This window comes from Microvirga sp. GCM10011540 (genome assembly GCF_042650665.1).
Taxonomy (GTDB): Bacteria; Pseudomonadota; Alphaproteobacteria; order Rhizobiales; family Beijerinckiaceae; genus Microvirga; species Microvirga lenta.
The window spans coordinates 123812-149148 of the sequence record NZ_JBHSBQ010000024.1; the positions used below are offsets into that span (position 1 = coordinate 123812).

Here is a 25337-nt window from a genome sequence, read left to right on the forward strand (position 1 = left end):
CCTTTGGGGCTGAAGAGATGAAAAACGTCTGCGCCGTAGCTGTGTTTGGGGGCGTCCTGAGCAGCTTCGTCTCCGTTCCGGCCGATGCGGCGGACCCTCACGCGGGGCGCCAGAAAGTTGTCGTATGCCAGGCATGTCATGGCATGGACGGTCTTTCGAAGAACCCCGAGGCGCCGAACCTCGCCGGTCAGGTTGAAGGCTACTTGGTCAAGACGCTCAAGGATTATCGCTCGCTGGAACGCAGACACGAGTCGATGAACATTGTAGCGAAGGACCTTTCTGACGAGGATATCGCCAACGTGGCCGCCTATTATGCCTCGATTCAAGTCGATGTTCTGCCGCCATAAGATCCGGCAGGGCCGAATCCCGTAGCCGGGCACCCTTTCATCGCAGGCATCCCTTCGCTATTGTCGCGCCTCCGGAAACGGCGAGGAGCAGGCGATGGTGGACATCGCGACCAGGGTCTACAACCATACTTGGAAGATCGATCCGATCGTCCGGTCCGTTCTGGACACGGATTTCTACAAGCTTCTGATGGCGCAGACGATCTTTCGCCGCCATCGGGACGTGCAGGTGACCTTCGGGATCCATAACCGCACCACCCGCATCCGCTTGGGGGATATCATCGACGCGGGCGAGTTGCGGGAGCAGCTTGACCATGTGCGCTCCTTGTCCCTGACCCGGGGTGAGTCCACCTGGCTGCGTGGCAACACGTTCTACGGCAAGCGGCAGATGTTCTCGCCGGAATTCATGGACTGGCTCGAGACCTTCCGCTTCCCCGAGTACCTGCTGGAGAAGCAGAACGGACAATACGTCCTCACCTTCCATGGTCCGTGGATCGAGACCACCATGTGGGAGATCCCGGCGCTCGCCATCCTGAACGAACTGCGCTCGCGCGGCGTCCTCAAGAGCATGGGCAAATTCGAGCTGCAGGTTCTCTATGCCCGCGCCATGACCAGGGTTTGGGAGAAGATCGAGCGGCTGAGGAAGCTGCCGGATCTCTCCATCGCCGATTTCGGCACCCGCCGCAGGCACGGTTATCTTTGGCAGGATTGGTGCGTTCAGGCGATGATCGAAGGGCTCGGGTCCTCCTTCCTCGGCACCTCCAACTGCCTGATCGCATTGAAGCGTGAGGTGGAGGCCGTGGGCACCAATGCCCACGAGCTGCCGATGGTCTATGCCGCTCTTGCCGACAGCGACGAGGAACTGGCTCAGGCCCCCTACCGCGTCCTCGCCGACTGGCAGGAGGATTACCAGGGCAACCTTCTCGTGATCCTGCCCGACACCTACGGCACCACGAACTTCCTGCAGAACGCTCCCGATTGGGTTGCCTCCTGGACCGGTATCCGTGTCGATTCCAAGGAGCCCATCGAAGGCGGCGAGGAGGCTATCGAATGGTGGCGTCAACGCGGCCAGAACCCCAAGGAGAAACTGGCGATCTTCTCCGACGGTCTCGACGTGGAAGTGATCGAGCGCATCCACCGGCACTTCCAGGGCCGCATGCGCATCGGCTACGGCTGGGGCACGCTTCTGACCAACGACTTCCGTGGTCTGGCTCCGGACGGAAGCCTCGATCCGATCTCCATCGTCTGCAAGGTCATCTCGGCTGACGGACGCCCGACGGTGAAGCTGTCGGACAATCCCACGAAGGCCATGGGGCCGAAGGCTGAAATCGAACGCTACAAACGCGTCTTTCAAGTCGGCACGCAACAGGCGCAGCCGGTGCTGGTGTAATACGCATGAAAATCGATCTGAACTGCGATATGGGCGAAGGCTTCGGTCCCTGGCCTATGGGCGACGACGAGGCGATGCTCGACATCGTGTCCTCCGCCAACATCGCCTGCGGCTTCCATGCCGGCGATCCGTCCATCATGTTCCGCACGGCGGAGATCGCGAAGCGGAAAGGCGTCGCCGTCGGCGCGCATCCCGGCTTCAATGACCTCCAGGGGTTCGGACGCCGCGTGATCCGCGGCGACAGCCCGGCCGAGATCGAGCGCATGGTCGCCTATCAGATCGGCGCCATGCAGGCTGTTGCCTCCCTTGCGGGACACAAGGTCACTTACGTAAAAGCCCATGGCTCGCTGAACAACATGGCGAACGAGGACGAGGACTTGGCGCTCGCCATCGCCCGCGCCATCAAGGGCGTGGACGGCAGTCTCGTGAACGTTTGCATGCCGGGACTTCTCATGGAGAAGGCGTCCGAAAAGATCGGCGTGCCCGTGGCGCGCGAGTTCTTCGCGGATCGCACCTACGAGGACAACGGAACCCTGACCAGCCGCAAGAAGCCCGGCTCCGTCCTGCACGACGCCGAGGCCGCGGCCGAGCGCGTGCTGCAGACACTCCAGGAAAGCGCCGTCACGACCGTCACGGGCAAGCGCATTCCCATTCGGATCGATACGGTCTGCGTTCATGGGGATGAGCCGAGCGCCGTCGCGATGGCGCGGACGATCAGGGCGAAGTTCGAGGCGAACGGCATCACCATCGCGCCTTTCACAGAGTTATGACCTTGTCGTTCAAGGACCACTTCTCGACCCGGTCCGGCGATTACGCGGCCTATCGCCCGACATACCCTCCGGCTGTCGTCGATTTCCTGGCAGGTCTCTGTCCGGCTCCCGGTGCGGCACTCGACGTCGGCTGCGGCACGGGACAGCTATCCGTTCTGCTGGCGGAGAGGTTCGACCGCGTCATCGCCACGGATGCAAGTCCGCAGCAGATCGGAAAGGCGCAGCCTCACGCACGTGTCGAGTACCGTGTCGCACCGGCGGAGCAATGTGGCCTTCCACCAGCCTCGGTCGATCTCGTCACCGCAGCCCAGGCCGCCCACTGGTTCGATCTTCCGGCATTCTACGAGGAGGTTCGCCGCGTCGGAAAACCCGGCGCCGTCCTTGCGCTGATCACCTACGGCGTCGTGCGAGCCGATCCGGAGATCGACCCGACGATCCAGCATTTCTACAAGGATGTGGTCGGACCGTATTGGCCACCGGAGCGGCGGCATGTGGAGGGTGGCTACCGCGCCTTCGCATTCCCATTCCAGGAACTCACTGCCCCAGTTCTTGCAATCGAAGTGAGCTGGCGTGCGGAGGATTTCACTGGCTACACGGAAACATGGTCGGCGGTAAAAGAAGCGGAGAAGGCGCTCGGCCGAGAGCCGATCGAGAGCTTTCATCGCGACCTGCTCGAAGCATGGGGCGACCCGGAACGGCGCCGCACGATCCGGTTCCCCTTGTCCTTCCGCGTCGGGCGGCTTTAGAAGCCGGATTCCTTGAACGCCCGGGACAGGAACGGTTCGAGCGCCGCCAGCGTCTCCTCGGGCGCTTCCTCAGCGAGGTAGTGGCCGCAATCGATGCCGTGTCCCTGCACGTCGTCAGCCCAAGCGCGCCACACCTCGCAGACATCGTACCAGCGTTCCAGGCCGTTCCTGAGACCCCACAGGGCCAGCACCGGACAGGCGATGCGCTTTCCGGCCTTCTGGTCCATCTCGTCCAGTTGCATGTCGATGGTCGCGCCCGCACGGTAGTCCTCGCACATGGCGTGGATCGTCTCCGGTTTGGAGTAGCAGCGCCGGTACTCGGCAAGGGCAACCTCGTCGAACATGGAGCGACCGCGGCGCAGATAGAACGCATCGGGATCCGCACCGATCAGCCGCTCCGGCAGATCATGCGGCTGCGCCAGGAAGAACCAGTGCCAGTACCCCATGGCGAAGGCCATGTCCGTGCGCTGGAAATGCTCGGCCGTGGGCAGGATGTCCAGAACCGACAGCGCCACGATGCGTTCCGGGTGATCCAACGCCATCCGGTAGGCACATCTGCCGCCGCGATCATGGCCGACAACGGCGAACCGCTCGAAGCCGAGGACCTGCATGACCTCGACCTGATCCCGCGCCATGGCTCGCTTCGAGTACGGGGCGTGGTCGGCCGTCGTCGGAGGCTTCGAACTGTCGCCGTAGCCGCGCAGGTCGGCGCAGACCACCGTATAGGTTTCTGCCAGACGCGGTGCGATCCGGTGCCACATCGCGTGGGTCTGCGGGTGACCGTGCAGAAGAAGCAGGGGAGGGCCGTTTCCTTTGTGTCGTAGATTGATGACGGCTTCGGATGTTGCGATCTGCCGGTGCGTGAAATCTTCGAACATGTCTCATTCCAAGGCTGACACGATCAGACCAGCTGCATCCTGTCCACATCCACAAGGCCGAAATCGGAGATCTTGAGGTGCGGGATGACCGGCAGCGGCAGGAACGCCACCTGAAGGAAAGGCTCCGCCAGGGTCACTCCGAGGCCCTTGGCCGCGTCCCTCAGAGGATAGAGCGCGTCGCGCACGTCCTCGTAGGTCTTGTCGCTCATGAGGCCTGCGATCGGCAATGCGAGCTCAGCGCGAACGGTGCCGTCGGACACGACCACGAAGCCGCCCTGTATCTCCCGCAGGCGATTGACCGCGACGGCCATGTCGCTGTCATCGGCTCCGACCACGCAGATGTTGTGACTGTCGTGTCCCACCGATGAAGCAATGGCGCCGCGCTTCAACCCGAAGCCCTTTACAAACCCCAAGCCGATATTGTGGTTGATCCCGTGGCGGGCCACGACTGCGACCTTCACCACGTCCTGCCCAGGATCAATCCGGAGCATTCCATTCTGCACGGGCAGGTTCAGGCTCAGATGCTCCGTGATGATCTTTCCCGGAATGACGCCGATGACCTCGGCCTTGCCGGTCGAGCTCTCGACCCGGAACTGCTCAGGCGAAACAGGCGCCGCCTTCACGCTGTTGAGCCCGACGGGAACAATCGTCTCACGGGTCGTGAAAAGCGTCTCATCAACCAGATGCCCGCCGGCGATCACGTCGGAGACGGCGCAGGCTTCGAGATCGTCCAATAGAACGATGTCGGCGCGCTTGCCCGGCGCGATCATGCCTCGGTCGTTCAGGCCGAACGCATGGGCCGCAGTCAGCGAAGCGGCCCTATAGGCGGCCAGCGGCTCGCAGCCCAATGAAATCAGCGTCCGGATCATGAAGTCGAGATGGCCCTCCTCGGCGATGTCGAGGGGGTTGCGGTCGTCGGTGCACAGAGCCAGGAAGGGAGATGTCTGGACCGAGAGGAGCGGCGCCAGCGCATGCAGGTCCTTCGAGACGGAACCTTCGCGGATCAGCACGGTCATGCCCTTGCGGATCTTCTCCAGCGCCTCCTCGGCCGTCGTGGTTTCATGATCGGTGCGGATGCCGGCGGCAAGATAGCCGTTGAGATCGAGGCCGCGTACCAAAGGCGCGTGCCCGTCGATGTGCCGGCCGGCAAAGGCTTCGATCTTCGCCAAGCAAGAGGGATCCGCAGCCAGCAGGCCGGGAAAGTTCATGAACTCCGCAAGGCCGATCACCTTGGGATGGTCGCGGTAGCGGGCCAGATCGCCCGCCTCGATCCGGGCTCCGGATGTTTCCAGATGCGTCGCCGGCACGCAGCTCGAAAGCTGCACGCGTAGATCCATGATCATCCGATCCGCGCACGAGAGAAAATAATCGAACGCCGCGGTGCCGATGACGTTCGCCATTTCATGCGGGTCACAGATCGCCGTCGTCACCCCGTGAGGAAGAACGCAGCGGTCGAACTCCAGCGGCGTGACGAGAGAAGACTCCACATGAAGGTGGGTGTCGATGAAGCCTGGCACTGCGATGCGCCCGCGCCCGTCGATCGTACGTGTGCCCTTGAACCGTCCATAGGTGCCGACGATGGTATCGCGGCAGATGGCGATATCCGTCTGCGCCAGGGATCCTGTCACAAGATCCAGCAGGCGGACGTCGGTGATGACGAGATCGGCGGGAGCGGAGCCGCGGCCCTGGGCGATGCGCGCCGCGGTCGTTGTAGCGTCAGGCTTTCTCGTCATGCAGCTCCAAGGTCCCTACCAGCTCCGGCGCTGTCCATTGTCGATATGGATGATGCCGTTTCGGTAGACCTTAAGGCCACCCACTTCCGGACGCGAGCGTAAATACGCCATCACGCCCCTGGCTCGGGTGCGGACGCGGAAATCGATGGCGCGGCAGGCGAGATGAAGGGATTGCCGTGCGCCGCCAGCCTTACGGTTCCGGGTTCTGCTGCGGTGCGTGGATTCCACGCTGACGGGGCCGAACTTGGCGGCGACCGCTGCAACCACCTCGCGAAGATCGCCAGGAAGGCACTTGGTCGGGGCGCTTGCCCGGACGAGGATCGCTCCCCGCTCCACGAAGGAATAAAAACTGGAGAGGTTTCGCAGGGCGGGGTTGCCGGGACTTGGCAGGCTCCCTGTGGCGCCGGGGTCGAGGCGGTTCTGCGGCGGCAGGTTCGCATACTGGCTCGTCGGAGCGTCGCCCCCTTCCGCAAGAGCCGGTGCAGACAACGCACCGGCCATCAAGGCGCCGGTCACGAACACAAGCGACACTGCTTGATGAAATCGAGGATTGGTGCTCATCGGGTCCTCCCCGTAGTGAGCCCCCACGTTTAACGGTCGTCAGATGACCGCCCTTTTTGGCATTTTGCCTGTTATTGGCCGTTATTCGGCGTTCGAGGCTGTTACTTAGGCCGAATAATCGAAGTTCAATCCCGTGTTGGCAACTATCCCGTGGAGGTAAATCAAATTAATAAACTTTAAGTTGTGGAATTGTGCTTCCTTGTATCGTAAGCGAAACAAAGATATATTATCGAAAAGATATGAAATGTTATTAAGTACGTTAAATCTTGCGCTTCTGCAGGGCAGTACACACATTCCCTCTGTTGCGTTGCAGGAGTTGCGACGTGGAGGAGAATGGATGCACGCTGCTCAGGGCGCCTTTTTCGATGCCATCAAGACTGCCGGCCCTCGCCGGGAGGATGCGATTGCACGCATTACGCTGCTCGCCAAACTGCTGGACAGCGCTTTCTTCGTTCCCGGACTGAACCGACGCGTGGGCATCGATTCCGTGATCGGTCTCGTTCCGGGCGTGGGCGACGCCATTTCGACCCTGCTCGCGAGCTACATCATCTGGGAGGCTCGCCAGCTCGGCCTGCCCCGGTGGAAGATCGCGCGCATGATCGCTAACGTGGCGGTGGATACCGCTGTCGGCGCAATTCCCATCGCCGGCGATCTGTTCGACGTCTACTTCAAAGCCAACGAGCGCAACCTGCGCATCATTCACGAGCATCTCGGCATGCCGAAGCGCGGTCCACGCGAGATCGACGGCACCGCCGTGCGGGTCGAGGAGCGCTGACGATGAGACGCCTGCTCTGGATCGTAGCGTGGGTCGGCGTGGCGGTGTGGTCGCTCTTCGCTTGGGGAGCCTATGGCCTTTTCGACTTCTTCGGCGGCGTTGCCGTGCGTAACGCCGATGTGGTGAGCACTCATCCCGAGACGGTCGAGTGGCTGTCCTGGGGACTGACGATGCTCAAGGGCTTGGGTCTTGCCGCGATCACGATCGTCTGGGCGACCGTGTCACTGCTGATCCTGGCCGTTCCTGCCATCCTGGGGCTCTTCCTGGGGCGGTCCCGAGCCGAGATCCGCTCGGAGGACTGGAACCTGCAACACCGGCACCACCATGCCGACCGGCGGGACGGGGAGGTCCTCCCGCCACAGGCGCCCATGCGCCGGATCGAGAGACGCTGATCCCTAGCGGTGGCTCGAGATGAACTGCTTGAAGCGCTCCGACTTCGGCGCTTCGAACACCTCCGCCGGGCGGCCTTCCTCTTCCACGACGCCCTTGTGCAGGAACACGACCCGGTTGGACACCTCGCGGGCGAAACCCATCTCGTGCGTCACCACGAGCATGGTGCGCCCTTCCTCCGCAAGCGAGCGCATGACACGCAGCACTTCGCCGACCAGTTCCGGATCCAAGGCGGAGGTGGGTTCGTCGAACAGCATCACCTGGGGCCGCATGGCAAGCGCCCTGGCGATCGCTGCGCGCTGCTGCTGACCGCCGGAGAGGTGCGAGGGGTACTGGTTGCGCTTGTCGACGATGCCGACCTTCGCCAGCAGTTCCTCGGCTTCTGCGACGCACTCCGCCTTCGGACGCTTCTGAACGTGCACCGGGGCTTCGATGACGTTCTCCAGGATCGTCATGTGGGACCAGAGATTGAAGCTCTGGAAAACCATCGCGACCTTGGAGCGGATTCGGTCCACCTGCCGCTGATCGGCAGGCTCCATCCCGCGTCGGCTCTTCCTCAGCTTGATCGTCTCGCCGCCGATCTGGACGTCGCCGGAATCCGGCACCTCCAGCATGTTGATGCAGCGGAGCATGGTCGACTTGCCCGAGCCGGATGCGCCCAGGATCGAGATGACGTCGCCTTCCTTCGCGCTGAGCGACACGCCCTTGAGAACCTCCAGCGATCCGAAGCTCTTGCGGAGATTGCTGATGGAGACGGCGGTGGTTTCGGACGACAAGGACGAGACTCCGTTAGACATGGGCGGCCTCCAGACGCGGCTCCACTGCCGGCGGTCGGCGCAGGTGAGGCGAGAGCCACCACTCGATGGCCATGACGATGCGCGTGATGATGAAGTTGATGATCAGGTAGATCAGTCCGGCGACGACGAAGATTTCGACGGCACGGAAGGTCTGCGAGATCAGTTTGGCCGCGATGCCGGTCACTTCCATCATCGTGATGATCGAAGCCAGCGACGTCGCCTTCACCATGAGGATGATCTCGCTGCCATAGGCGGGGAGCGCCTGACGGACCGCGATGGGAAAGACGATGCGGCGGAAGAGCAGGAAGCCCGACATCCCGCAGGCGCGGGCTGCCTCGACCTGCTGGTGCGGCACGGATTGCAGGCCGCCGCGAATGATTTCGCTCGCATAGGCTGCGGTGTTGAGGGTCAGCGCCAGCACCGCGCACCAATAGGGCTCGCGGAAGAAGATCCAGAGCCCCCATTCCTGAAGGGCTGGGCGGAACTGCCCGAGGCCGTAGTAGATCAGGAAGATCTGCACGAGCAGCGGCGTTCCGCGGAACACGAACACATAGGCCTGCGCCACCGTGGCGAGCACGCTCACGCCCGACAAGCGCATGAGCGCGAGGATCATGGCGAAGACCGTGCCGAACGCCACGGAAGTGAAGGCCAGGTTCAGCGTCAGCGGCGCGCCGCTCAGGAGGCTTAGGAAAGTTTCCTTCATGAAGGCGAAATCCATCAGGAAGCCCTCCGGATGCCGCGCATCGAATGGTTTTCCGCACGCTGGAAGAGATACGTGGAAACCCAGGTGATCAGGAGATAGAGCACCGCCGCCGTGAGATAGAAGTCGAACGGGCGGCGCGTGGAGCCGGCCGCGATATGCGACTGGCGCAGCAGCTCGACGAGACCGGTGACGGAGATGAGAGCCGATTCCTTCAGCACCAGCTGCCAGGTATTGCCGAGGCCGGGAATGGCGTAGCGCAGGACCTGGGGGGCGATGATGCGGCGGAACATGAGCCAGCGGTGCATGCCCACGGACCGCGCCGCTTCGATCTCGCCCTTGCTGACGACCTGATAGGCGCCGCGGAAGACTTCGGCCTGGTAGGCGCCCGAGATGATGCCGATGGCGAGGGCGCCGGTGACGAAGGCCGGAACGCCGATGAAACCCTCCGCGCCGAACAGGCTGCCGATGGCGCCGAGCGCCGCGCTGCCGCCGAAATAGAAAAGGTAGATGACGAGGAGGTCCGGGATGCCGCGCAGGACGGTCGTGTATCCGTCGGCGATGCCGCGGATCGCGAGGTTCCCTCCGACCTTCGCCCACGCCACGAACGTTCCGACGACCGAGCCGATGAGAAAGCCGCATACGGCCACGGCGAGGGTCATGCCCGTTGCGGTGAGAAGAGCCCATCCCCAGCCGTTGGGGCCAAAGCCGACGAGCTCGAAGTAGCTCAGCTGCTGCACGCTTCAACTTTCCTGATTTCGTCTCCCCTTCGCCGGAAAGCTAAGGGCGAGACAGCATTCGTCACATCCGGCACCCGTAATGCCGAAACGTCCCGGATCCGTATAGTGCGATCCGGGACGTCGAGATCCGCACGCTCCCGTCAGGCCTGGGGAGTGGCGTCGATCTTGAACCACTTCTCGGACAGCTTCTTCACCGTACCGTCCTTGATGGCGGCCTGGATCGCTTCGTCGAAGGACTTCTTCAACTCGGCATCGTCCTTGCGCATGCCCACCGCGACGCCGCGGCCCAGCACGTCGCCGCGCATGCCCGTTCCGGCGATGACCATGTCCTTGAACTCAGGCTTCTCCTGCGTGGCCTTCAGGGCGCCGTGACCGGCGAAGATGGCGTCGACGCGACCGGCGGTCAGGTCGAGGTCGTGCTGCTCGGTGGTCTTGTACTCGCGGATCTCGACGATGTCCTTCAGGTACTTCTCCAGGAACTGCGAGTTCACGGTCGATCCCTGAACGCCGACGGTCTTGCCCTTCAGGAGCGGCTTCCAGGCCTCGATGGCCTTCTTGGCGGCCTCGGGATCCTTGTCGATGCTCACGGTCGTGCCGGTGCCCGGCAGCTTGGCGAGGGGGGAATCCTTCATCACGCCCCAGCCGTGCGGGGTGGACGCATAGGGAAGCGAGAAGTTGATCACTTCCAGACGCTTGTCGGTGATGTTCATGCCGGCCATGATGGCGTCGTACTTCTTGGCCTGCAGCGCCGGAATGATGCCGTCCCAGTCCTGGGCCATGATCTCGCACTTCACCTTCATGCGCGCGCACAGGTCGTTGGCCAGATCGATCTCGAACCCTTCGAGCTTGCCGCCGGGGCCGGTGAAGTTCCACGGAGCGTAGGCGCCCTCGGTGGCAATCTTGACAGTCCTCTCCTGCGCCGCCGCTCCGCCAAGCGCAAGAGCAGAGGCCAGAAGTCCAAGGCCGAATGCTTTGAACAGTTTCATCGTCGTTCCCTGTTGGTGGCTTCAACTGAGCCTTTTTCGACGGGACCGCTAGGGCAGGCCCCGCCACTTCGAAAAGCTAACAGTCAAAAGCTAAGCCAGCGCAAGTCCCAATCGTGCCGAATAAAGCGGCCGAAATGGCGTTTTCCGTCGCAGTGGGGCGGATTTCGGACAAAAAAGGCGCGGCCGGAGCCGCGCCTTTCCAATCCTGGATCGAGATCTCAGCTCTTCGGGGTGGTGTCGATCTTGAACCACTTCTCCGACAGCTTCTTCACCGTGCCGTCCTTGATGGCGGCCTGGATGGCCTCGTTGAAGGATTTCTTCAGCTCGGTATCGTCCTTGCGCAGGCCGACGCCCACGCCCTCGCCCAGCATGCCGCCGGTGATGGAGGGGCCGACGAGAACATAGTCCTTGAACTCGGGCTTCTCCAGCGTGCCGATGATGGCCGTGGCGTCGGCGAGGACGGCGTCGATGCGGCCTGCAGCCAGATCGAGGTCGTGCTGCTCGGTTGTCTTGTACTCACGGACGTCGGCCGTGCCCTTCAGGTACTTATCGGCGAAGTTCGAGTGGATGGTCGATCCCTGGACGCCGACGGTCTTGCCCTTCAGGGTCTGCGCGCTGGCCTGGATGGCCTTCTCGGCCGCAGCCTGCTGGGTGCCGAGGTTATAGGCCTCGCCCGTGCCGGGCATCTTGGCGAGCGGCGAGTTCTTCGCCACGAGATAGCCGTTCGGGGAATTGGCATAGGGGCCGGCGAAGTCGATGACTTCCTTGCGCTTCGGCGTAATGCTCATGCCGGCCATGATGGCGTCGTACTTCTTGGCCTGCAGCGCCGGAATGATGCCGTCCCAGTCCTGGGCCATGATCTCGCACTTCACCTTCATGCGCGCGCATAGGTCGTTGGCCAGATCGATCTCGAACCCTTCGAGCTTGCCGCCGGGGCCGGTGAAGTTCCACGGAGCGTAGGCGCCCTCGGTGGCAATCTTGACAGTCCTCTCCTGCGCCGCCGCTCCGCCAAGCGCAAGAGCAGAGCCGACCAGGGCCAGACTGAGGGTTTTGAAGAACGTCATTGTTGTTCCCTTATATTTGGAAGCCCGTGCTGGAGGCGGGCCTTGCTTCCCGCGATCCGGGATCGCGTCGGAACGCAGTAACGGTCAAACTCGAAAAAAAGGCAAGCGCCGGTTGCAGGGGGCGGGCGGCGCCGGGGTGTCCGGTTCCCGCCCTCTAAAAGTGCCGTAACGTCAGATACATCCACCGGGATTGCGGAGACCGGCCCGACAGCCCTTGCGAACCGCGCCGCAAGACGCAATGAGTAGGGACGTTTTCAGGGAGCGGGAATGGCGATCCAGACAAAGGCGGGGGTGGCTCTCCTAGAGGCGCTGGCGGCGCGGCTCGGGGCCGGATCTGTTCTGACGGATGCTGGGGATATCGGCGGCCACCTCGTCGAGAGCCGGGGGCTTTATCAGGGCGAGGCTCTCGCGGTGGTCCGCCCGCGCAATCCCGAGGAGGTCGCGTTCGTGGTCCGCCGATGCGCCGAAGCCGGCATCCCGATCGTGCCGCAGGGCGGCAATACGGGGCTGGTCGGAGGCGGCGTTCCCTATGGCGGCATCGTCCTGTCCCTGGCGCGCCTCGACACCATTCGGGAGGTCGACCCGCTCAACGCGACCATCACCGTCGAGGCGGGCTGCATCCTCAGGTCCGTCCACGAGGCAGCCGAGCGGGTCGGGTATCATTTCCCCCTGTCTCTTCCATCCGAGGGCTCGTGCCGCATCGGCGGCAATCTCGCGACCAACGCGGGGGGAACCGCGGTTCTGCGCTACGGCAACATGCGCGAACTGACGCTGGGGCTCGAGGTCGTGCTCGCCGACGGACGGATCTGGAACGGCCTGAAGGGACTGCGCAAGGACAATACGGGCTACGATCTCCGGAATCTTTTCATCGGCTCCGAAGGCACTCTGGGGATCATCACGGCCGCCGTCCTCAAGCTTTTCCCCAAACCGCAGGCTCGCAGCACCGCCTTCATCGGCTGCTCGTCGCCGCATCGCGCGCTGGCCCTCTTCGAGCACCTGCGTACAGAGGCGGGCGATCACCTGACGACGTTCGAATACATGACGGATTTCGGCCTGGAGATCGTGCTCAAGCACAAGCCCGCCTCGGTCCGTCCGCTGGCTGATCGGCACCCGTCCTATGCCCTGATCGAATTGTCGTCGCCGCAGGCCGATGCCGATCTTCAAGGGCAGCTGGAAACGATCCTCGGAAAGGCTCTCGAAGACGGGCTCATCGAAGACGCGACGATCAGCACGAGCGGCGCGCAGAGCGCGGCCCTCTGGTCTCTGCGCGAGGATCTGTCCGAGGTCCAGCGCCTCGAGGGCGGCTCGATCAAGCACGATGTCTCTGTGCCTGTCTCGCAGGTGGCCGGGTTCATCGAGACGGCTTCAGCAGCCTGCGAAGCGCAAATGCCGGGGATCCGCGTCTGCGCATTCGGCCATTTCGGGGACGGCAACATCCACTTCAACCTGTCCCAGCCCATCGGCATGGACAAGGGTGCCTTCCTGGCCGAGTGGGGACGGTTCAACCGCATCGTCCACGACATCGTCCACCGCATGAACGGGTCCATCTCGGCCGAGCACGGCATCGGCCTCATCAAGCGCGACGAGCTTCCTCTCTACAAGGATCCTGTCGCCCTCGACCTCATGCGCACCCTCAAGCGGACGCTCGATCCGCGGAACATCCTCAATCCCGGCAAGGTCGTCGCCATTGACGCGGACCATCCCGCAACTCTTCCGGCTCTGACAGGACATCCATGAAAACGATCGATCTTTTGGCCATCGGCGAACCGCTGATGGAGTTCGCCGAGGTTCAGCGGAATGGCGAGCGCCTGTATCTGCCGGGCTTCGGGGGCGACGTCTCCAACACGGCCGTCGCGGCCGCGCGCCAGGGCGCGAAGACCGCCATCTTCACAGCGCTGGGGAGCGATCCTTTCGGCCAGGATTTCCTCAGGCTCTGGAGCGAGGAGGGAGTGGATCATTCCTCCGTCATCCTTCGCGAGGACGGGCGGACCGGGGTCTACTTCATCACCTATGGCGAGGAGGGGCACGTCTTCTCCTACGCCCGCGCCGGATCCGCCGCGAGCCTCGTGCGGGCGCGGGAACTTCCTCTGTCGCAAATCGCCGCCGCGCGCGTGCTGCATGCATCGGGCATCAGCCAGGCGATCTCGGAGAGCTGTGCGGATGCGGTCTTCGCCGCCATCCGTCACGCGCGGGAGAACGGCACGGTCGTCAGTTACGACACAAATCTGCGGCTGCGGCTGTGGCCCTTGGACCGGGCGCGCGCCATCATCAACGGGACGGCCGCCCTTTCGGACATCGCCCTGCCGGGGCTCGATGATGCGCGACAGCTGACGGGCCTGGAGCGGCCGGAGGAGATCTGCGCCTTCTATCTCGACCTGGGTTGCGGAATCGTCGCGCTGACGATGGGCAAGTCCGGCACCATGGTCGCCACGTCGGAGCGTGTGGAGGTCATTGCCGCCCGTCCGGTCGAGGCGGTCGACGCCACAGGCGCGGGGGATACCTTCGACGGAGCATTCCTGGCGGAGTGGCTCGCCCATCGCGACCCGTTCCGGGCGGCGGCCTATGCCAATGCGGCGGCCGCTCTGTCGACCCTGGGGCATGGGGCCGTCGCGCCGATGCCCAGGCGCGAGCGGGTCGAGGCATTTCTTCACGCGTCCTGAGATGCGAAACGGCGGGCCCGAGGGCCCGCCGCTGCTGAAGACCTGTCGTGCTGCCGCTTAGCGACGGCGGACTGCCGCGCCGGGCAGGCTGCGGGCTTCGGCGTAGTGATGCTGGAGATGCGGGATGACCTGCACGGCGAACTGGCGGAGAGCCGGATCGTTTCCGGTCTGCGCATAGGTGGTGTAGAGCGCCAGCGCCTGCTCGTGCGCCATGCGCTGATACTGGCCGTAGAGGCGGTCGAACTGCGAGCCGCTGGTGGAGGCCAGCTGGTTCAGCATGGCGGCCTTCTGGGCGTCGAGCTGAACGGGGAGCTGCATCGGCGCAGACGAGATCGCGCCTGTTGCCTGAACGTCGCTCGCAGAGGCCGCTCCGGCCGTCGCGCCGACGCCCGCACCCACCGCAGCGCCGACCGGGCCGCCGACGAGCGCACCCACGCCTGCGCCGGCAAGCGCGCCGCCAGCCGGGCTGGCGCTACCTGCGCCTGCACCGCCTGCAACCGAGCCAGCCGTCGCACCGATGCCGGCGCCGACAGCAGCACCGACCGGACCGCCGACAAGCGCACCGATACCCGCGCCGGCCAGGGTGCCGGACACGGCGCCGCCGATCATCTCACCAGACGCAGCATAGACCGCACGGCCGCCGTTGAGCGCTTCGCTCGTCATGCCGTGATCCCGGATCATCTGCTGTGCATAGCTGCGGACGAGGGAGTTGCGGGAACGCTCGATGGCGAGGCGGCTCGACGCGATCTCGAACGCGTCGGACTGCATGGCCATCATGCGGAAGGTCTGGCTGTCGATCGTCTGCGCGACGGCCGGTGCCGAAACGGTCGCAAACACTGCCGCGAGGGCAAGATATTTCTTCATGGGAAGAGCTCCTGTTTCCGGGTTGCAGATCGCCGCGGCAAGCCGAACGGGCTCGCGAAAGGCATAGGTGGCTGCTGCACCCCGTCAACGACGAAGCATCTGGGCGGTTCCAAAATAGGAAATAATCTTGTCATAGTACAAGCTTGACCGTTAAGCTTGGCCTATTGACGAAGATTGTGCGCGTATACAGAAGAAAGGAAGCTCAAGTCTTTACGTTGTTGGGCGGGAGCGCTCAGGCAACTGCGATGACTTCGGCGCCGGTCGCCTGCATGAGAGCTTTGGGGTCTGTCGAGAACACCGCGCGCGGTGTGCCTGCCGCCGCCCAGACGATGTCGTGCCCGAGCAGGTCGCGATCGATCAACGTGCGCAGGGGCATGGCATGTCCGAAAGGCGGGATGCCGCCGATGGCATAGCCCGTCCACGAACGCACCTGCGCCGCATCCGGGCGGAGCAGCGCCTCGCCGATGTGCCCGGCCACTCCCTCTTCGTCGACACGGTTCTTGCCCGACACGAGAAGCAGATAGGGCTGTCCGCTCCCGGCGCCCTGAAACACCAGGGACTTTACGATCTGCGCCACATCGCACCCGCAGGCTGCCGCGGCCTCCTCGGCGGTGCGTGTCGATTGCGGCATTTCCAGAATCGAGATCGAGAGGCCCAGCCTTTCGGCGGCGGCCTGGACCCGCTGGCTGCTCGAGGTCAGGGGAGCGTTCATGGGCCCTCGTGAGGTTGACGGATGCGGCCGAGGGAGAGCATGCCCATGCCGCCGACGCTGCCGTCGGGCCTCAGGCCGCGCAATTCCGCCTTGAGGAGAAAGCCCGTTTCATCCTGCTCGACGGTGAAGAGATGGTAGCCCGCCGTGTGGGTCAGGGTGCCGCCCCGCGCCGAGGCGGAGGGAGCCCCGACGACCGGCACGGGACCGCGCGGGCCATCGAGATGCGCCAGGGAGCCCACATGGTTGTGTCCATGGAGAACCAGCTCCGCGCCGACGCGGCGGATGATGTCCTCGAACTTGTGGGCATCGGTCAGGTTGCGGCCCGGCTGGGCACCGCCCACGTGGGGCGGGTGGTGAATGAGGACGATGCGGAAGCAGGATGGATCCTTGCCCAACTCGCTTAGGATCTCCTCCGCGACCGCGCGCTGCTTCGACCCGACGCGGCCGCTCGCCACGAAGGGCAGGGTTGGAATGGCGGAGGAGAGCCCGATCATCGCGATCGGGCCGTAGCGGCGCAGGAAGGGAAACGCACCCTCCGATCCGTCGTCTCCGCGGGTCCAGGGCGACACCTCCTTCAACAGGCCTTCGAGCGAGCCCATCACATAGGCATCGTGATTGCCGGGAACGAAGCTGACCCGGGACGGATCGCCGAGGCCTTCGAGGAACACGCGCGACGTCGCCCATTCGCTCGGCAGGCCGATATTGCAGGTGTCGCCGGTGCAGGTGATGTGATCGGGTTTCTGATCGTGAATGTCGGCGACGAGCTCCGCCAGAAGCTCCATGTCGTGCATGTCCTGGCGGCTGCGGTGCCAGTTGTACCAGCCGGTAAGGCGCTTGCTCATCAGATGGCGGAGCTTCGGCCTCGGCAGCGGTCCCACATGCGGGTCGGTCAGATGGGCGATGCGAAACATGATGGCTCGGATGTAGAGGCTGGGTTGAGACTTCGTCGAGCCGCATCGCTGCGTCAAGCGCTGCCGATGAAGATACCGGCCAGGAGAACCAGGACGCCTCCGACGATCACCTGATATGTGGCGCTCAGGAAAGGCGTGTCCATGTATTTCGTTCGGATCCACGAGATTGCGACGAGTTCCGCCGCCACGACGACGGCCGCGATGCTCGTCGCCAGCAGGAACGCATTCGGCCAGGAATCGGGCACGAGATAGGGCAGGGTGTGGCCGATGCCGCCGGCGGCGGTCATGAAGCCGCAGACGAGCCCCCGCAGCCACGGCGAACCTCGCCCGGTGATCTGGCCGTCGTCGGAGAGCGCTTCGGTCAGGCCCATGCTGATTCCCGCTCCGACGGATGCGGCGAGGCCGACCAGGAAGGTCTCCTTGTTGTTCTGCGTGGCGAAGGCTGCGGCGAAGAGCGGCGCGAGAGTCGAAACGGACCCGTCGATCAGGCCCGCCAGCCCCGGCTGCACGTATTGCAGCACGAAGAGCCGTTTGCGGGCGGCCTCTTCCGCCGCCTCGGCGTTCTCGGTGAGGTGGGCCTCATGAAGCTGGCTCGCCTTGCGCTCGTGCCGCGCTCGACCTCGGCCAGGCGGGTGAAGAGTTCGCGCACGCCCACATCGAGGGTCTGCCCGGCAGCCGTCTCGTAGAATCGGGCGGCCTGGAGCTCCATGAGCTCCGCCTCCCGGCGCATCTTTGCGAGGTCGAGATGAGGGCTCCACCACACGGCGCGGCGCTTCAGGAAGCCGCGTACATCCTCCCGTCGGATCGGGGGCAGGTGCTCGCCGAAGCGGGAGCGATAGAAGCCGTAGAGAGAGTTACGGTGATCCCGCTCCTCCTCCGCCATGGCGTCGAAGACGCTGGCGGAGGCAGGGAAGTCGGAGCGAAGACGATCTGCGAAACTCTGATAGATTCGCGAGTCTTCCTCTTCGCTGGCAATTGCGAGGGCGACGACCTCGCGCTCCGTCAGCTCGGAAAGGGCCTTCATGGAGACCTCCTGTTTAGAATTATTCTAAACAGATGATCGTCCTACAGCCAAGTCCCTGGAAGGGGCGTCAGTACTGGGCGCCGGGGATCAGGGTCGAATAGATCGAGCGATCCTCCAGGCTCAGAGCCGGAGACCACGTGAAGCGGGAGGAGCGATTGAGAAGAGAGAGGACGAGGGAGAGAAACATTGGAACACCTTTTGTTGGCGCAGTCTTAGTCCTGCGCATCGCGCGGGTCACGCGCCAATTCGGCGCGACAGCCATGCAATTATTGCGGGGCTCCGTTCAGATTTCTGTAATCTTGTTGTGATTCGCTGGTCCAATGTCCGAATCCCACAAACCGAGCCGGTTCCAACGTGTTCTCCAATGGGGATTGCACAGTTACTGGCGCGTCTCGCGCGGCCTGACCCTCGGCGTGCGCGGTGCCGTGCTCGACCCGCAAGGCAGGGTGTTTCTCATTCGGCATACCTATGTCGCGGGATGGCACCTTCCCGGCGGCGGCGTCGAGACGGGCGAGACGCCGCTCCAGGCGTTGAAGCGCGAGCTGCACGAGGAAGCCCGCATCGACATCGCTGCGCCCCCGCAGCTCTTCGGCGTGTTCTTCAATGCCCGCGTGTCCCGGCGCGACCACGTCCTGGTCTACGTGATCCGGGACTTTACGGTGGTCGAGCCCAAGCAGCCGGACCGGGAGATTGCGGAGGCGGGATTCTTTCCGCTCGACGCGCTGCCCGAAGGCACGACGGCCGCGACGCGCCGCCGCCTGGCCGAGATCGTCTCGGGCGAGCCTCTGGCGGAGACATGGTGAGAACCGTTTGCGCAGCGTCGCCGACGCTGCTATGGCCAAGAACCTCCAGGGACAATCCATCCTCATGACACCGATCCGGATCCAGCGACGACGACAGGGCTGACTTCCGTCACGCCGCCACTGTCCTCACCGCCATCTTCCGGGTCCGTCCATGACCGAACTCTCCCTGATCATCCGCTCCGAGCAACCGATCGACGCCGAGGCCATCGAGCGCCTGCACGAGCGCGCCTTCGGGCCCGGGCGTTTCGCCCGCACGGCCTCGCGCCTGCGCGAAGGGGCGCCGCACCTGCTCGACCTCTCCTTCACGGCCCTGGTCGGAACCCTCCTCGTCGGCTCCGTCCGCATGACGCCGGTCCTCGCCGGACAGGAGCGGGCCCTGATGCTCGGGCCCCTGACGGTGGAGCCGGCCTTCGAGAGCAGGGGAATCGGCGCCGCGCTCATGAAGCGCTCTCTTCAGGCGGCGAAGGAGAGGGGGCACACCCTGGTGCTTCTGGTCGGGGACGAGCCCTACTATGCCCGCTTCGGGTTCAAGCGCGTTCCGTCCCGTCACCTCCAGCTTCCCGGCCCGGTCAATCCCGACCGGTTCCTTGCCCTGGAACTGGAGGAGGGGGCTCTGTCCCGTGCCGCCGGACTGGTGGCCCCGCTGCCCGCGACCTCCTGATCTCAGGCCCGGCGGCGGCCCTCGGTGAGCCACGCCGCCAGGGTCGCTCCGATGAGGAGCACGAGTCCGAGGAAGCCGAGCGCCACGGGGAAGACCGACACGCCTCGAACGATGGCGCTTTCGCTCGGTCTGATCCCGATCCAGTCTCCGCCGGAGAAGCGCGAGCCCGAGCGCACCGCGAGGATGCGGGGCACGGTGATACCCTGATCGCCTGCCATGGCCACGCGCCGGACCGACCCGCCCGTGGCGTCCGTGATGGGCTGCAGCGCCTCCACGTTGCTGAACACGTCGGTCAGCTCGCGCGGATTGGCGGGCCCGACGCTGACGAAGGCGATGAGCTCGCCGGAGCGGACGGTGTGAAGTCCGAGCTCGCGGCCTTCCACCTGTGCCGTAAAGAGGCCCGGCCGCGATTCCGTGAGATCGATGCTGGTCTCCGCGCCGCTCGGCGCGGTCAGGGTCACGGGATCCGCGTGCTCGCTCATGGTCTGCCGCTCGATATGGATCTCGCGGCCGGTGACGCTCGCACGCAGGGCCTCCTCTTCGAGGGCGGGCTCCTTCATCAGCCAGTGGGAGAGGCGGCGCAGCAGGTCGAGGTGAGGACCGCCGTCGTTGTAGCCGCGCGCCCAGAGCCAAGCATGGTCGGACAGGAGCAGGGCGACCCGGCCCTTCTCCTCCCGGCGCAGAACCAGGAGTGGAAGGTCGTCGGCGCCCGACATCACGGTCGAGCCGGACTGGACCTGAGAGCCGACGATGCGCAGCCATTCTCCCCAGGCGGGCGGGCTCGTCTCCGAGCCGGGCAGGTCCCGGGTCACGGGGTGCCGCTGGCCGGTCGTCGTGATGCTGGCCTTGTACGGCTCCTCGACGATGCGTCCGTCCGGGGTGCCGGGAATGATCGGGGCAAGGCGCGTCTGGGCGAGGCTGCCGTAGCTGGCGAATTCCGGGCCCGCCGCGACGAGAACCGCGCCGCCCTCGCGCACGTAGCGCACGATGTTCTCGAAATAGCTCGACGGCAGGACGCTCTGGTTGGCGTAGCGATCGAAGATGATCAGGTCGAAATCCTGGATTTTCTGCTGGAACAGCTCCCGCGTCGGGAAGGCGATGAGGGACAGCTCGTTGATCGGTGTTCCGTCCTGCTTCTCCGGCGGGCGCAGGATCGTGAAGTGGACCAGATCCACGTTGGCATCGGACTTGAGAAGGTTGCGCCAGGTCCGCTCGCCGGCATGGGGTTCGCCCGAGACCAGGAGCACCCGGAGCTTCTCGCGAATGCCCTCGATGGGCACCACGGCGCGGTTGTTGGCCTGGGTCAGCTCGCCGGGGAGGCCCTCAACCTCGAGCTCGACCACATTCGTGCCGCCATGCTCGATGAGCGCCTGGATTGAAAAGGGCGTATCGGCCCGCACCTGCTGGCGCGTCAGAACCTGCCCGTCGCGGCGCACGGTCACGAAGGCGGAGCCGGTGCCGCCTCGCTCCATCACCTGGGCGCGGATCGTCTGCTCCTTGCCGACGATGCCGAAGCGGGGAGCTTCGAGAAGCTTGATCTGCCGGTCGCGCTCGTCGGGCCGCCCCGTGATGAGGGCATGAAGCGGAGCCTTGAAGCCGAGCGCGTCGATAGAGGGAGGGATGTCGTGGACGACGCCGTCGGTGACGAAGATCACCCCCGCCAGCCGGTCCGGCGGCACGTCGGCCAGGCCGTTGGAGAGAGCCGCGAAGAGGCGGGTGCCGTCGTCGCCGCCGCCGTCATCGGCCTCGATATAGCGCGGCTCCACGTCGGCGACCGAGCCGAAGCGGCGCTCCAGCTCCGCCCGAACCTGATCCGTCATCTCGCGTCGGTCGCCGAGGGTCTGGGAGGTGGAGCGGTCGATGACCACCGCGACGATGTCCTTCACCTTCTCCCGCTCCTCCTGCACGAGGGCAGGGTTGGCGAGGGCGAGAAGGATCATGCCCAGAGCGATGGCCCTCAGGATCGCGACGGGACCCCGCGACAGCACGGCGACGAGCGCCAGCAATGCGGCGACTGCGCCCACGGCCCAGAGGGCATAGGTGGGAATGAGGGGAGAAAAGCTGATCGAGAGCAATGATTTCTCCTCGACCTACTGTCCAAGGCGTTCGAGCAGTGCCGGAACGTGGACCTGGTCGGCTTTGTAATTGCCGGTAAGCGCGTACATGACGATGTTGACGCCGCCGCGATACGCCATTTCCCGCTGGCGCGGGTCGCTTCCGACGACGGGATAGAGCGCCTCGCCGCGCGGACCGACGGCCCAGGCCGCGGCTAGGTCGTTGGATGTGATGATGATCGGCGAGACCCCGTCGCCGGATCGTGCCGGGCGGGTGCCCTCGTCCTCCGTCTCGGGCGGCAGCGCCTCGACCCATGTCTGGCCCGTGGCGTAGCGGCCCATGAAGTTGTCCAGGATGTAGAACGTCTTCGTCAGCACGTGATCGGCCGGCACGGGCTCCAGTTCCGGTATGTCGAGGGTGGCCAGCATCCGGCGCAGATGCTGCCCTTCGGGGCTCGTGGCGCCGCTGGAGGGGGCGGTAAAGGCGTCGCGCGTGTCGAAGATCACCGTGCCGCCGCCCTTCATGAAGGCATCGATGCGGCGGATGGCGGCCTCCGAGGGAATGGGCCTGCTGGCGACGATCGGCCAGTAGATCAGGGGGTAGAAGGCGATCTCGTCCCGTGCCGGATCGATGCCGATCGGTTCGCCCGGCTGCAGGGCCGTGCGCTGGGCGAGGACCTGGGTCAGACCGGCCAGGCCGGCCCGGCTCGTCTCGTCCACCTGGGCATCGCCGGTGATCACATAGGCGAGCCTCGTCACGAGGGCCGCATCCGTGTTGGCGCGCACGGGCGGCCTCTGCTCCTGCGCCTCCACATTGGCGGCCGGGCCGGTGATCAGAAGCGCCGCCAGAACAAGCGCGGCTCCCGCGCCGGCGCGGCGCATCCGGCCGGTGAGGTTCGCAAGATGCCCGCCGAGCCAGAGCGAGGCGAGGGTGTCGATGAGCAGCAGGATCAGGGCGAGGGTGAAGAGCGGGGCGCGCAGGTCGATGGTCTGAGCGCCGACCAGCCCTGCCATGCGCGCGTTGAGAGGGGCGTAGTCCAGCGGCGCCAGCCGGTCGCCGGCCACCAGGGCATTGACCGCGAGGCTCGAATCTACGGGGCCGTAGAAGCCCGGCGGATGCTCCGCCGTGGCTCTTTCGGCATAGTCCCGCGTCACCGCGCGGGCATTCGCCGGCGGGGACGTGAAGGTGCCGTAGCCGTCCAGGGTGAGGCGTGGCGCCACGGTCTGGTTCTCCGCGTTGCGGGCTTCCGCCCCGACATCGTTCGGCGCACCGGCCAGGGCGGTGATCCGGCGCAGCATGTCCACGAACAGGCCCGACAGAGGCAGGTTGGACCAGGTGGTGTCGCCGGTCACGTGGAAGAGGACCACGAGACCATCGCCTTTCCGGTCCGCGGTCACGATGGGCGTGCCGTCGGCCAGAGAGGCCCATGTCCTGCTGGCGAGATCGCCATCGGGCTCGGCGAGGATCTGGCGGCGGACGCCGATCTCGTCCGGCACGGCCAGGCCGAAGAACGGGCTTTCGCGGGTGAAGGGGGCGAAAGTCTTCGGCGTGTCCCAGGAGAGCGTGCCGCCGAGGTTGCGGCCGCCCCGGCGCAGGCGCACGGGAACGAGATCGTCGTTGCCCGCCGCAAGGCGGGAGCCCGCGAAGCGGAGAAGCAATCCGCCGTTCTCCACGAATTCGGTCACCCTGCCCAAGGTCTCGCGGTCGAGGCCGCCCACATCGGCCAGGACGAGAACCGAGACCTGTTCGTCGATGAGCTGGGACACCGCATCGGCCACGGCGCCGCGGCCGTGCCGGATCTCGCTGTACGGCGAGAGCGCCCGCTCGATGTAGTAGAGGGGCGACAGGAGCGGCTGTGCCTGGTCGGAGGTCCCGCCGAAGACGAGGCCGACCCGGCGGCGCTTGCCGCGCTCGTCGACGAGGCTGACCGCTCCGGCGGAGCCCTCTCCGAGGACTTCGATCCGCGCGATGGCGTTGCGGATCTCCGTCGGCACGTCGAAAGCGGCGGTCGTTTCGGTCGCGTTGCCTTCGAAGCTGAAGCGGGCATCGGCGAGGGGCAGGTTCTTCAGGTCCAGGGCCCGCACGATGCCGGCATCGCGCCCGTTCGGCTCGGCCCGGATGATGCGGGTCGTGAGCTGGCCGCCGGTGTTCTCGACTCCCGCGAGGGCGAGGGCGGAAGCCCGCTCAGCCTTCACCACCGTGATCCGCCGGTCTTCCGCCATCTGAGCCAAGCCTTCGATGAAGCCTTGTCCGTCAACGCCCGCGACCCCGTCGCTGATCCAAACGATTTCCGCGTCCGGGGTCGCTTCCAGATAGCGCCGGATCGGTTCGAGATGGGGCTGGCGGTTCGGCAGGTGGGGCAGCGGCTGGAAGGAGCGCAGGCGCTCCAGGGCGGCCGCCGGGCTCGTCGGCTCGATGGCGACGGGTTCGCCCGCCGCCGCGACGAGAGCCACGGTCCGGCCCTCGCGCCCGGCCGCCTCGATCCGCTCGGAGGCGATGTTCATCCGCTCCCGCCAGTCGTGCGCGGCGGCGAAGCCGTTGTCGAGGACGAGCAGGAGCGGCGCGCGGCTGCTGTCGGCCGCCATCGGGTTCCAGATCGGTCCCGCGGCGGCGATGATGAGAAAGGCCGCGAGGGCGAGACGCAGCAGCAGGAGCCACCAGGGCGTCCGCGCGGGCGTCTCGCGCTCGGGGCGCAGGTCGGCGAGGATCTTCAGCGGCGGGAAATCGACCCGCTTGGGCTGCGGCGGGGTGATGCGCAGCAGCAGCCAGATGGCCGGCAGGGCCGCCAGCGCCGTCAGGACGAGGGGGACCGTGAAGGTGAGGGGTAGTCCCAGCATGAACTAGCGCCCTCCCATGGTGGCGCCGCGGGATGCGGATACGAGGGTCAGAATGCGCAGGGCGGCTTCGCTCGCAGGGCGGTCGGTCCGATGGATGGTCACGGTCCAGCCCCGGCGGCGGGCCATCTCCTCGAGCTCCGCCCGGTGGCGGGCGATGCGCTCCCGATAGGCACGGCCCCAGGAAACGGCATCGCCGATCCGCAGGGACACGCCGTCCTCCAGATCGTGCAGGATGGCCTGGCCCTGGAACGGGAAGGTCTCCTCCACCGGATCGACGACCATCACCAGATGTCCGCGTGCGCCCCGGCTGGAAATGCCTTCGACCACGGTCGCGATCTCGCGCGGAGGCGAAAGGAAGTCGCTGATCAGGACGGCCTCGTGAAGCGGCGCGATCGGTGCCTGCGGCGGCAGATCATCTTCAAGCGCTGTGCGGTCCGCGACCATGGTCTGCGCCATCACTTCCGTGATGCGGCGCGAGGCGCGAGGCGCCATCAGGCCGAGCATCCCCGCCCGCTCGCCGGCCTCGACGAAGCAGTTCGCCAGGGCGAGGCCGAGCACGATGCCGCGCTCGATCTTGGACGCCTGGGCGAGGTCCGACGAGAAGCCCATGGAGGCCGAGCGGTCGATCCAGAACCAGATGGTCTGGGCTGTTTCCCATTCCCGCTCGCGCACGTAGAGCCGGTCGTCGCGTCCGGAGCGGCGCCAGTCGATCCGGTGCGCGGCCTCCCCGGCCACGAAGGGCCGGAACTGCCAGAAGCTCTCTCCCACGCCCGCGCGGCGGCGGCCGTGGACGCCGTGCGACAGGCTGGCGGCGACGCGCCGCGCCTCCAGGACGAGGCGCGGCATCCGCTGCGCCAGGGTGAGGGCGTTTTCCGTCTCGGTGCGGCCGGGAAGGCGCGCGTCTTCGGAAAGGACCCGGACACGGGCCATGATGGG

Annotated in this window: 24 protein-coding genes and 1 pseudogene; 10 read left to right on the top strand and 15 right to left on the bottom strand. The window is 65.5% G+C overall.

What is annotated here, in order from left to right:
* Positions 1-17: 17 nt before the first annotated feature.
* From ACFOYU_RS09020 to ACFOYU_RS09035, 4 genes are all read left to right on the top strand, one after another.
* Entirely contained in the window at positions 18-347 is a 330-nt protein-coding gene (locus ACFOYU_RS09020; RefSeq protein WP_226736500.1) for a cytochrome c, read from the top strand.
* Between the two features lie 94 nt (positions 348-441).
* Positions 442-1734: a nicotinate phosphoribosyltransferase gene (gene pncB / locus ACFOYU_RS09025; protein WP_226736498.1), complete on the top strand. Its 1293-nt coding sequence runs from the start codon at positions 442-444 to the stop codon at positions 1732-1734.
* A gap of 5 nt (positions 1735-1739) precedes the next feature.
* Entirely contained in the window at positions 1740-2504 is a 765-nt protein-coding gene (locus tag ACFOYU_RS09030) for a LamB/YcsF family protein (RefSeq protein WP_377033265.1), read from the top strand.
* Positions 2505-2506: 2 nt separating this feature from the next.
* On the top strand, positions 2507-3250 hold the full coding sequence (locus tag ACFOYU_RS09035) for a class I SAM-dependent methyltransferase (protein ID WP_377033266.1): 744 nt from the start codon (positions 2507-2509) through the stop codon (positions 3248-3250).
* Here the strand turns inward: ACFOYU_RS09035 and ACFOYU_RS09040 are convergent.
* Genes ACFOYU_RS09040 through ACFOYU_RS09050 form a run of 3 tightly spaced genes read right to left on the bottom strand, consistent with a single transcriptional unit; the run spans position 3247 to position 6422 of the window.
* Positions 3247-4128, bottom strand: a complete 882-nt coding sequence (locus ACFOYU_RS09040; protein WP_377033267.1) for an alpha/beta fold hydrolase — start codon at positions 4126-4128, stop codon at positions 3247-3249. The genes ACFOYU_RS09035 and ACFOYU_RS09040 overlap by 4 nt on opposite strands.
* Before the next feature lie 23 nt (positions 4129-4151).
* The gene (gene ade / locus ACFOYU_RS09045) at positions 4152-5861 is read right to left on the bottom strand and encodes an adenine deaminase (RefSeq protein ID WP_377033268.1); all 1710 of its coding nucleotides are present in this window, start codon (positions 5859-5861) and stop codon (positions 4152-4154) included.
* Between the two features lie 15 nt (positions 5862-5876).
* A complete protein-coding gene (locus ACFOYU_RS09050) occupies positions 5877-6422 on the bottom strand; it encodes a YcbK family protein (RefSeq protein ID WP_377033269.1) in 546 nt (181 codons plus the stop codon).
* 337 nt (positions 6423-6759) lie between these two features.
* Between ACFOYU_RS09050 and ACFOYU_RS09055 the strand changes: the two genes are divergently transcribed.
* Together ACFOYU_RS09055 and ACFOYU_RS09060 are read left to right on the top strand one after the other, a co-directional pair.
* On the top strand, positions 6760-7197 hold the full coding sequence (locus ACFOYU_RS09055) for a DUF4112 domain-containing protein (protein WP_377033270.1): 438 nt from the start codon (positions 6760-6762) through the stop codon (positions 7195-7197).
* A 2-nt stretch (positions 7198-7199) separates the two neighbouring features.
* Positions 7200-7589, top strand: coding sequence for a hypothetical protein (locus ACFOYU_RS09060; protein WP_377033271.1), 390 nt, complete (start codon positions 7200-7202; stop codon positions 7587-7589).
* Positions 7590-7592: 3 nt separating this feature from the next.
* Here ACFOYU_RS09060 and ACFOYU_RS09065 read toward each other — a convergent pair whose 3' ends face one another.
* The 5 genes from ACFOYU_RS09065 to ACFOYU_RS09085 all read right to left on the bottom strand — a co-directional run bounded on the left by ACFOYU_RS09065 (position 7593) and on the right by ACFOYU_RS09085 (position 11874).
* Positions 7593-8384 (bottom strand): ABC transporter ATP-binding protein, encoded by a 792-nt coding sequence (locus tag ACFOYU_RS09065; RefSeq protein ID WP_377033272.1) that lies wholly within the window; start codon positions 8382-8384, stop codon positions 7593-7595.
* Entirely contained in the window at positions 8377-9102 is a 726-nt protein-coding gene (locus tag ACFOYU_RS09070; RefSeq protein ID WP_377033273.1) for an ABC transporter permease, read from the bottom strand. The genes ACFOYU_RS09065 and ACFOYU_RS09070 overlap by 8 nt, the downstream gene beginning before the upstream one ends.
* Positions 9102-9824 (bottom strand): ABC transporter permease subunit, encoded by a 723-nt coding sequence (locus ACFOYU_RS09075; protein ID WP_319004797.1) that lies wholly within the window; start codon positions 9822-9824, stop codon positions 9102-9104. The genes ACFOYU_RS09070 and ACFOYU_RS09075 overlap by 1 nt, the downstream gene beginning before the upstream one ends.
* Before the next feature lie 140 nt (positions 9825-9964).
* Positions 9965-10810 (bottom strand): lysine/arginine/ornithine ABC transporter substrate-binding protein, encoded by an 846-nt coding sequence (locus ACFOYU_RS09080; protein WP_377033274.1) that lies wholly within the window; start codon positions 10808-10810, stop codon positions 9965-9967.
* 218 nt (positions 10811-11028) lie between these two features.
* Positions 11029-11874, bottom strand: coding sequence for a transporter substrate-binding domain-containing protein (locus ACFOYU_RS09085; protein WP_377033275.1), 846 nt, complete (start codon positions 11872-11874; stop codon positions 11029-11031).
* Between the two features lie 267 nt (positions 11875-12141).
* Between ACFOYU_RS09085 and ACFOYU_RS09090 the strand changes: the two genes are divergently transcribed.
* Positions 12142-13611, top strand: coding sequence for an FAD-binding oxidoreductase (locus tag ACFOYU_RS09090; protein ID WP_377033276.1), 1470 nt, complete (start codon positions 12142-12144; stop codon positions 13609-13611).
* On the top strand, positions 13608-14534 hold the full coding sequence (locus ACFOYU_RS09095; RefSeq protein WP_226736472.1) for a sugar kinase: 927 nt from the start codon (positions 13608-13610) through the stop codon (positions 14532-14534). Before ACFOYU_RS09090 ends, ACFOYU_RS09095 begins: the two co-directional genes overlap by 4 nt.
* Positions 14535-14591: 57 nt before the next feature.
* Here ACFOYU_RS09095 and ACFOYU_RS09100 read toward each other — a convergent pair whose 3' ends face one another.
* The 4 genes and pseudogenes from ACFOYU_RS09100 to mbfA all read right to left on the bottom strand — a co-directional run bounded on the left by ACFOYU_RS09100 (position 14592) and on the right by mbfA (position 18045).
* Positions 14592-15398, bottom strand: a complete 807-nt coding sequence (locus ACFOYU_RS09100) for a DUF4142 domain-containing protein (protein ID WP_226736470.1) — start codon at positions 15396-15398, stop codon at positions 14592-14594.
* Positions 15399-15630: 232 nt separating this feature from the next.
* The gene (locus ACFOYU_RS09105) at positions 15631-16110 is read right to left on the bottom strand and encodes a YbaK/EbsC family protein (RefSeq protein ID WP_377033277.1); all 480 of its coding nucleotides are present in this window, start codon (positions 16108-16110) and stop codon (positions 15631-15633) included.
* Positions 16107-17021, bottom strand: a complete 915-nt coding sequence (locus ACFOYU_RS09110; RefSeq protein ID WP_377033278.1) for a metallophosphoesterase family protein — start codon at positions 17019-17021, stop codon at positions 16107-16109. The genes ACFOYU_RS09105 and ACFOYU_RS09110 overlap by 4 nt, the downstream gene beginning before the upstream one ends.
* A 53-nt stretch (positions 17022-17074) precedes the next feature.
* Positions 17075-18045, bottom strand: a pseudogene (mbfA, locus tag ACFOYU_RS09115) (iron exporter MbfA).
* A 320-nt stretch (positions 18046-18365) separates the two neighbouring features.
* Here mbfA and ACFOYU_RS09120 point away from each other — a divergent pair.
* Together ACFOYU_RS09120 and ACFOYU_RS09125 are read left to right on the top strand one after the other, a co-directional pair.
* Positions 18366-18848, top strand: coding sequence for an NUDIX domain-containing protein (locus ACFOYU_RS09120; RefSeq protein WP_377033279.1), 483 nt, complete (start codon positions 18366-18368; stop codon positions 18846-18848).
* 151 nt (positions 18849-18999) lie between these two features.
* Complete coding sequence (locus ACFOYU_RS09125; protein ID WP_377033280.1) at positions 19000-19509, top strand: GNAT family N-acetyltransferase; 510 nt, start codon at positions 19000-19002, stop codon at positions 19507-19509.
* Between the two features lie 2 nt (positions 19510-19511).
* Here ACFOYU_RS09125 and ACFOYU_RS09130 read toward each other — a convergent pair whose 3' ends face one another.
* Genes ACFOYU_RS09130 through ACFOYU_RS09140 form a run of 3 tightly spaced genes read right to left on the bottom strand, consistent with a single transcriptional unit; the run spans position 19512 to position 25331 of the window.
* Complete coding sequence (locus ACFOYU_RS09130) at positions 19512-21584, bottom strand: hypothetical protein (RefSeq protein ID WP_377033281.1); 2073 nt, start codon at positions 21582-21584, stop codon at positions 19512-19514.
* 15 nt (positions 21585-21599) lie between these two features.
* Positions 21600-24401 (bottom strand): DUF4159 domain-containing protein, encoded by a 2802-nt coding sequence (locus ACFOYU_RS09135; protein ID WP_377033282.1) that lies wholly within the window; start codon positions 24399-24401, stop codon positions 21600-21602.
* Between the two features lie 3 nt (positions 24402-24404).
* Positions 24405-25331, bottom strand: coding sequence for a DUF58 domain-containing protein (locus tag ACFOYU_RS09140; protein ID WP_226736454.1), 927 nt, complete (start codon positions 25329-25331; stop codon positions 24405-24407).
* Between the last annotated feature and the right edge of the window lie 6 nt (positions 25332-25337).

Excerpts from the sequence above, each read along its gene's own strand:
- ACFOYU_RS09020 (WP_226736500.1), top strand. The coding sequence starts at position 18 with ATGAAAAACGTCTGCGCCGTAGCTGTGTTTGGGGGCGTCCTGAGCAGC.
- pncB (WP_226736498.1), top strand. The coding sequence starts at position 442 with ATGGTGGACATCGCGACCAGGGTCTACAACCATACTTGGAAGATCGAT.
- ACFOYU_RS09030 (WP_377033265.1), top strand. The coding sequence starts at position 1,740 with ATGAAAATCGATCTGAACTGCGATATGGGCGAAGGCTTCGGTCCCTGG.
- ACFOYU_RS09040 (WP_377033267.1), bottom strand. The coding sequence starts at position 4,128 with ATGTTCGAAGATTTCACGCACCGGCAGATCGCAACATCCGAAGCCGTC.
- ade (WP_377033268.1), bottom strand. The coding sequence starts at position 5,861 with ATGACGAGAAAGCCTGACGCTACAACGACCGCGGCGCGCATCGCCCAG.
- ACFOYU_RS09050 (WP_377033269.1), bottom strand. The coding sequence starts at position 6,422 with ATGAGCACCAATCCTCGATTTCATCAAGCAGTGTCGCTTGTGTTCGTG.
- ACFOYU_RS09055 (WP_377033270.1), top strand. The coding sequence starts at position 6,760 with ATGCACGCTGCTCAGGGCGCCTTTTTCGATGCCATCAAGACTGCCGGC.
- ACFOYU_RS09060 (WP_377033271.1), top strand. The coding sequence starts at position 7,200 with ATGAGACGCCTGCTCTGGATCGTAGCGTGGGTCGGCGTGGCGGTGTGG.
- ACFOYU_RS09065 (WP_377033272.1), bottom strand. The coding sequence starts at position 8,384 with ATGTCTAACGGAGTCTCGTCCTTGTCGTCCGAAACCACCGCCGTCTCC.
- ACFOYU_RS09070 (WP_377033273.1), bottom strand. The coding sequence starts at position 9,102 with ATGGATTTCGCCTTCATGAAGGAAACTTTCCTAAGCCTCCTGAGCGGC.
- ACFOYU_RS09080 (WP_377033274.1), bottom strand. The coding sequence starts at position 10,810 with ATGAAACTGTTCAAAGCATTCGGCCTTGGACTTCTGGCCTCTGCTCTT.
- ACFOYU_RS09085 (WP_377033275.1), bottom strand. The coding sequence starts at position 11,874 with ATGACGTTCTTCAAAACCCTCAGTCTGGCCCTGGTCGGCTCTGCTCTT.
- ACFOYU_RS09090 (WP_377033276.1), top strand. The coding sequence starts at position 12,142 with ATGGCGATCCAGACAAAGGCGGGGGTGGCTCTCCTAGAGGCGCTGGCG.
- ACFOYU_RS09095 (WP_226736472.1), top strand. The coding sequence starts at position 13,608 with ATGAAAACGATCGATCTTTTGGCCATCGGCGAACCGCTGATGGAGTTC.
- ACFOYU_RS09100 (WP_226736470.1), bottom strand. The coding sequence starts at position 15,398 with ATGAAGAAATATCTTGCCCTCGCGGCAGTGTTTGCGACCGTTTCGGCA.
- ACFOYU_RS09105 (WP_377033277.1), bottom strand. The coding sequence starts at position 16,110 with ATGAACGCTCCCCTGACCTCGAGCAGCCAGCGGGTCCAGGCCGCCGCC.
- ACFOYU_RS09110 (WP_377033278.1), bottom strand. The coding sequence starts at position 17,021 with ATGTTTCGCATCGCCCATCTGACCGACCCGCATGTGGGACCGCTGCCG.
- ACFOYU_RS09120 (WP_377033279.1), top strand. The coding sequence starts at position 18,366 with ATGTCCGAATCCCACAAACCGAGCCGGTTCCAACGTGTTCTCCAATGG.
- ACFOYU_RS09125 (WP_377033280.1), top strand. The coding sequence starts at position 19,000 with ATGACCGAACTCTCCCTGATCATCCGCTCCGAGCAACCGATCGACGCC.
- ACFOYU_RS09135 (WP_377033282.1), bottom strand. The coding sequence starts at position 24,401 with ATGCTGGGACTACCCCTCACCTTCACGGTCCCCCTCGTCCTGACGGCG.
- ACFOYU_RS09140 (WP_226736454.1), bottom strand. The coding sequence starts at position 25,331 with ATGGCCCGTGTCCGGGTCCTTTCCGAAGACGCGCGCCTTCCCGGCCGC.